Annotated in this window: 6 protein-coding genes; all 6 read left to right on the forward strand. The window is 70.9% G+C overall.

Translation table 11 applies throughout. The features are described 5' to 3' along the window. A partial coding sequence (locus PROKR_RS29290) for an FAD-dependent monooxygenase (protein WP_211240277.1) occupies positions 1-840 on the forward strand: 840 nt, incomplete at its 5' end. Positions 841-883: 43 nt separating this feature from the next. Beyond that, positions 884-1,243 carry an NADH-quinone oxidoreductase subunit A gene (locus PROKR_RS29295; protein ID WP_020016036.1) on the forward strand — a complete coding sequence of 120 codons (360 nt, stop codon included), beginning with the start codon at positions 884-886 and terminating at the stop codon, positions 1,241-1,243. Positions 1,244-1,316: 73 nt separating this feature from the next. After that, positions 1,317-1,868 carry a NuoB/complex I 20 kDa subunit family protein gene (locus PROKR_RS29300; protein ID WP_036971201.1) on the forward strand — a complete coding sequence of 184 codons (552 nt, stop codon included), beginning with the start codon at positions 1,317-1,319 and terminating at the stop codon, positions 1,866-1,868. Continuing rightward, positions 1,865-2,629, forward strand: coding sequence for an NADH-quinone oxidoreductase subunit C (locus PROKR_RS29305; protein ID WP_036971204.1), 765 nt, complete (start codon positions 1,865-1,867; stop codon positions 2,627-2,629). The genes PROKR_RS29300 and PROKR_RS29305 overlap by 4 nt, the downstream gene beginning before the upstream one ends. Then, positions 2,629-3,984, forward strand: coding sequence for an NADH-quinone oxidoreductase subunit D (locus tag PROKR_RS29310; RefSeq protein ID WP_036971207.1), 1,356 nt, complete (start codon positions 2,629-2,631; stop codon positions 3,982-3,984). Before PROKR_RS29305 ends, PROKR_RS29310 begins: the two co-directional genes overlap by 1 nt. Continuing rightward, positions 3,981-4,657: NADH-quinone oxidoreductase subunit NuoE (nuoE, locus tag PROKR_RS29315; RefSeq protein ID WP_036971233.1), on the forward strand; the 677-nt coding region annotated here is incomplete at its 3' end. The genes PROKR_RS29310 and nuoE, both read left to right, overlap by 4 nt.

The following is a 4,657-nucleotide window of genomic DNA, read 5'->3' on the forward strand; positions in this document are numbered from 1 at the left end:
GCCGAGGGCCCGGTCAAGGAGCTGCGCGCCCCCGTCGTGGTGGCCGCCGACGGCGTCAGCTCGCGCTTCGCGCTGTCCGTGGGCCGCGAGCGCCGCGACGACCGCCCCATGGGCACCGCGGTGCGGGCCTACTACCGCACCCCGCGCCACGACGACCCGTTCATGGAGTCGCACCTCGAGCTGTGGGACGGCGAGCCGGGCAGGAGCAACCTGCTTCCGGGCTACGGCTGGATCTTCCCGCTCGGTGACGGCACCGTGAACGTGGGTCTCGGCAGCGTGTCCTCGACCCCGGCGCGGCAGTCGGCGGCCGGCATCGACTACCGGCGGCTCATGGAGACGTGGCTGGAGAAGAGCGCGCCCGAGGGCTGGGACCTGGTCCACGAGCCCGAGCGCGGCCCGATCCGCGGCGCGGCCCTGCCCATGGGTTACAACCGCGGCCCCCTGTACGCGGACGGCGTGCTGCTGGCCGGCGACTCCGCCGGCATGGTGAGCCCGTTCAACGGCGAGGGCATCGCGTACGGCCTGCAGGCCGGCCGGGTCGCCGCCGAGGCGATCAGCCAGGCCCGGCACCGCGCGAGCGACGAGGCGCGCGAGGCCACCCTCGCCACCTACGCGGACCGCATGCGGGCCGACCTGGGCGGCTACTACACCCTGGGCCGCTGGTTCGTGCGGCTCATCGAGCACCCCGAGATCATGCGCGTCTGCGTCCGGTACGGGCTGCCGCGCAAGGTCGTCATGCAGTTCACGCTCAAGCTCCTGTCCGACTGCTACGAGCCGCACGGCGGCGACTGGGTCGACCGCGTCATCGCAGGCCTGACCAGGGTGGTCCCGAGCGCATGAGCATCACGTCCATGAAGGGCACGTCGTCCACGAAGGGCACAGCATGAATCCCTACGTACCCATCCTGATCCTCATGGCGATCGGGGCGGTCCTGGCGCTCGGCGGGGTCGCCGCGAGCGCGATCATCGGCCCCAAGCGGTACAACCGCGCCAAGCTCGACTCGTACGAGTGCGGCATCGAGCCGACGCCGCACGCGGTGGGCGGCGGGCGCCTGCCGATCAAGTACTACCTGGTGGCGATGACATTCATCGTCTTCGACATCGAGGTCGTCTTTCTCTACCCGTGGGCCGTGGACTTCACGACGCTCGCGACGTTCGGGCTGGTGGCGATGCTGGCGTTCCTGGCGCTGATCACCGTCCCGTTCGTCTACGAGTGGCGCCGCGGCGGCTTCGACTGGGTCTGACAGCGACTTCACGCGCGGCGCCTCCCGGCGCCGGGCAGCGACGCCGGGCGGGGCCCGGCAGCAAGGAGGGGACATGGGTGTCGAGGAAGCGCCGTCAGGTTTCCTGCTGACGACGATCGAGGACCTCGCGGGGTACCTGCGCAAGGCCTCGGTGTGGCCGGTGACGTTCGGCCTGGCCTGCTGCGCCATCGAGATGATGGCGGCGGGCGCGTCGCGGTTCGACCTGTCGCGGTTCGGCATGGAGGTGTTCCGTGCCTCGCCGCGCCAGGCGGACCTGATGATCGTCGCGGGCCGGGTGAGCCAGAAGATGGCCCCGGTGGTGCGCCAGGTGTACGACCAGATGAGCGAGCCCAAGTGGGTGCTCTCCATGGGCGTGTGCGCGTCGTCGGGCGGGATGTTCAACAACTACGCGATCGTGCAGGGCGTGGACCACGTGGTCCCGGTCGACATCTACCTGCCCGGCTGCCCGCCGCGCCCGGAGATGCTGATCAACGCGATCCTCGGGCTGCACGACCACATCCAGAACGCGCCGCTCGGCGTGAACCGGATCGAGGCCGCGCGCGCCGCCGAGGCGGCCGCGATGGAGGCCACCCCCACCTTCGAGATGAAGGGCCTGCTGCGATGAGCGACGTCACGCCGGGCGGCGACCAGGGCTCGGCCCTGACGCCCCCGGAGGGCGCGGCCACCTTCGAGGTGGTCGAGGTCAAGAAGGGCATGTTCGGGGTCCAGGGCTCGGGCGACACGTCCGGCTACGGCGGCCTGGTCACGCCCGTGGCGATGCCCGCGGCGTCGCCCCGCCCCTACGGGAGCTGGTTCGACCAGGTGGTCGACGTCCTGGCCGAGGTGCTGGCCGACGGCGCCCGCGTCGGTGGGCCCACCTACGACCAGGCGGTCGAGAAGGTGGTCGTGGACCTGCACGGCGCGGACACCCCCGACGCGCGCCAGGTGGAGCTCACCCTGCACGTGGCCCGCGAGCACCTCGTGGCCGTCTGCCAGGCGCTGCGCGACGACCAGGACCTGCGGTTCGAGCTGTCCCTCGGCGTCAGCGGCGTCCACTACCCGCACGACGCGGGCAAGGAGCTGCACGCCGTCTACCACCTGACGTCGGTCACGCACTCGCGCCGGCTGCGGCTCGAGGTCGCGGCGCCCGACGAGGACCCGCACATCCCGTCCACCACGTCCGTGTACCCGGCCAACGACTGGCACGAGCGCGAGACCTTCGACTTCTTCGGGATCGTGTTCGACGGCCACCCCGCCCTGACGCGCATCGAGATGCCGGACGACTGGGTGGGCCACCCGCAGCGCAAGGACTACCCGCTCGGCGGCATCCCCGTCGAGTACAAGGGCGCCACGGTGCCCCCGCCGGACACGAGGAGGAGCTACTGATGAGCGCTCCCACCACTGCACCCCACGCCACCCGGGCCGCCGGGAACGAGGACATGTCGTCCACCGTGCGGGCCTTCGAGGCCTACGGCGACGGCGACTGGGACGACATCGCGCGCGAGGCGATCGGCGAGGAGCGGATCGTCGTCAACATGGGTCCCCAGCACCCGTCCACGCACGGCGTGCTGCGTCTGATGCTGGAGATCGACGGCGAGACCGTCACCGAGGCCCGCGCCGGTATCGGCTACCTGCACACGGGCATCGAGAAGAACATGGAGTTCCGCACCTGGACGCAGGGCACCACGTTCTGCACCCGCATGGACTACGTGGCGCCCCTGTTCCAGGAGGCCGCCTACTGCCTCGCCGTCGAGAAGCTGCTGGGCATCACCGACGACGTGCCCGAGCGCGCCAGCGTGATCCGCGTCCTGATGATGGAGCTCAACCGCATCGCCTCCCACCTGGTCTGCGTCGGCACCGGCGGCAACGAGATGGGCGCCACCACCGTCATGACCATCGGGTTCACCGCCCGCGAGGAGATCCTGCGGCTCTTCGAGGCCGTCACGGGCCTGCGCATGAACCACGCCTACATCCGCCCCGGCGGCGTGGCCGTGGACACACCGGAGGGCTTCACCACCCAGGCCCGCGAGGCCCTCAAGAAGGTGCGCGGCTACCTCAAGCAGCTCGGCGACCTCATGCTCGCCAACCCGATCTTCAAGGCCCGCCTGACCGACGTCGGCGTGCTGAACCTCTCCGGCTGCATGGCGCTCGCCATCACCGGGCCCGTGCTGCGCTCCACCGGCCTGCCGTACGACGTCCGCAAGGACAACCCGTACTGCGGCTACGAGACCTACGACTTCGACGTGCCCACCTCCAAGGGCGCCGACTGCTACGACCGCGTCGTGCTCCGCATCGAGGAGTGCTACCAGTCGCTGAAGATCATCGAGCAGGCACTGGAGCGGCTCGACCGCACCGAGGGCGAGCCCGTCATGGTGGCCGACAAGAAGATCGCCTGGCCCGCCCAGCTCGCCGTCGGCGGCGACGGCCAGGGCAACTCGCTGGAGCACATCAAGAAGATCATGGGCACCTCCATGGAGGCCCTGATCCACCACTTCAAGCTGGTCACCGAGGGCTTCCGCGTCCCCGTGGGCCAGGCCTGGCAGACCGTGGAGCACCCGCGTGGCGAGCTCGGCGTGCACGTCGTCTCCGACGGCGGCACCCGCCCCTACCGCGCGCACTTCCGCGACCCCTCGTTCAACAACCTCCAGGCCACGTCGGTGATGTGCGAGGGCGGCCAGGTGGCCGACGTCGTCGTCGCCGTCGCGTCCCTGGACCCCGTGCTGGGAGGTGTGGACCGATGACCGCAGATCCGCAGGCGGCCACGAAGACCGGTTACGACGCCGACACCGTGGCGTCCCTGACCGCCGACGCCACGGCGATCATGGCGCGCTACCCGGACCCCCGGTCCGGGCTGCTGCCCATGCTGCACCTCGTGCAGTCGGTCGACGGGTACGTCAGCCGCGACGGCATCCTGTTCTGCGCCGAGATGCTCGGCATCACGGCCGCCGAGGTCTCCGCCGTCGCCACCTTCTACACCCAGTACAAGCGCCACCCCAACGGCACCTACACCGTGGGCGTGTGCACCAACACCCTGTGCGCCGTCATGGGCGGCGACGCGATCTTCGACGAGCTCAGCGACCACCTCGGCGTGGGCCACGACGAGACCACCGACGACGGCGCCATCACGCTGGAGCGCATCGAGTGCAACGCCGCCTGCGACTACGCGCCCGTCGTGATGGTCAACTGGGAGTTCTTCGACAACCAGACCCCCGAGACGGCGACGGCGCTCGCGGACAAGCTGATCCTGGGCGAGGACGTCGTGCCGACCCGCGGCGCCGCGTCCGTCTGCTCGTTCAAGCAGATGAGCCGGGTCCTGGCCGGGTTCCCCGACGGCCGCGCCGACGAGGGCACGGGCGCCGGCGAGCCCACGCTGGCCGGGCTCAAGGTCGCCCGCGAGCGCGGCTGGACGGCGCC

Source organism: Promicromonospora kroppenstedtii DSM 19349 (assembly GCF_000515355.1).
GTDB classification, from domain to species: Bacteria; Actinomycetota; Actinomycetes; order Actinomycetales; family Cellulomonadaceae; genus Promicromonospora; species Promicromonospora kroppenstedtii.

What these genes read in the sequence shown, in the direction of transcription:
- PROKR_RS29295 (WP_020016036.1), top strand. Translation starts at nt 884, where the DNA reads ATGAATCCCTACGTACCCATCCTGATCCTCATGGCGATCGGGGCGGTC.
- PROKR_RS29300 (WP_036971201.1), top strand. Translation starts at nt 1,317, where the DNA reads ATGGGTGTCGAGGAAGCGCCGTCAGGTTTCCTGCTGACGACGATCGAG.
- PROKR_RS29305 (WP_036971204.1), top strand. Translation starts at nt 1,865, where the DNA reads ATGAGCGACGTCACGCCGGGCGGCGACCAGGGCTCGGCCCTGACGCCC.
- PROKR_RS29310 (WP_036971207.1), top strand. Translation starts at nt 2,629, where the DNA reads ATGAGCGCTCCCACCACTGCACCCCACGCCACCCGGGCCGCCGGGAAC.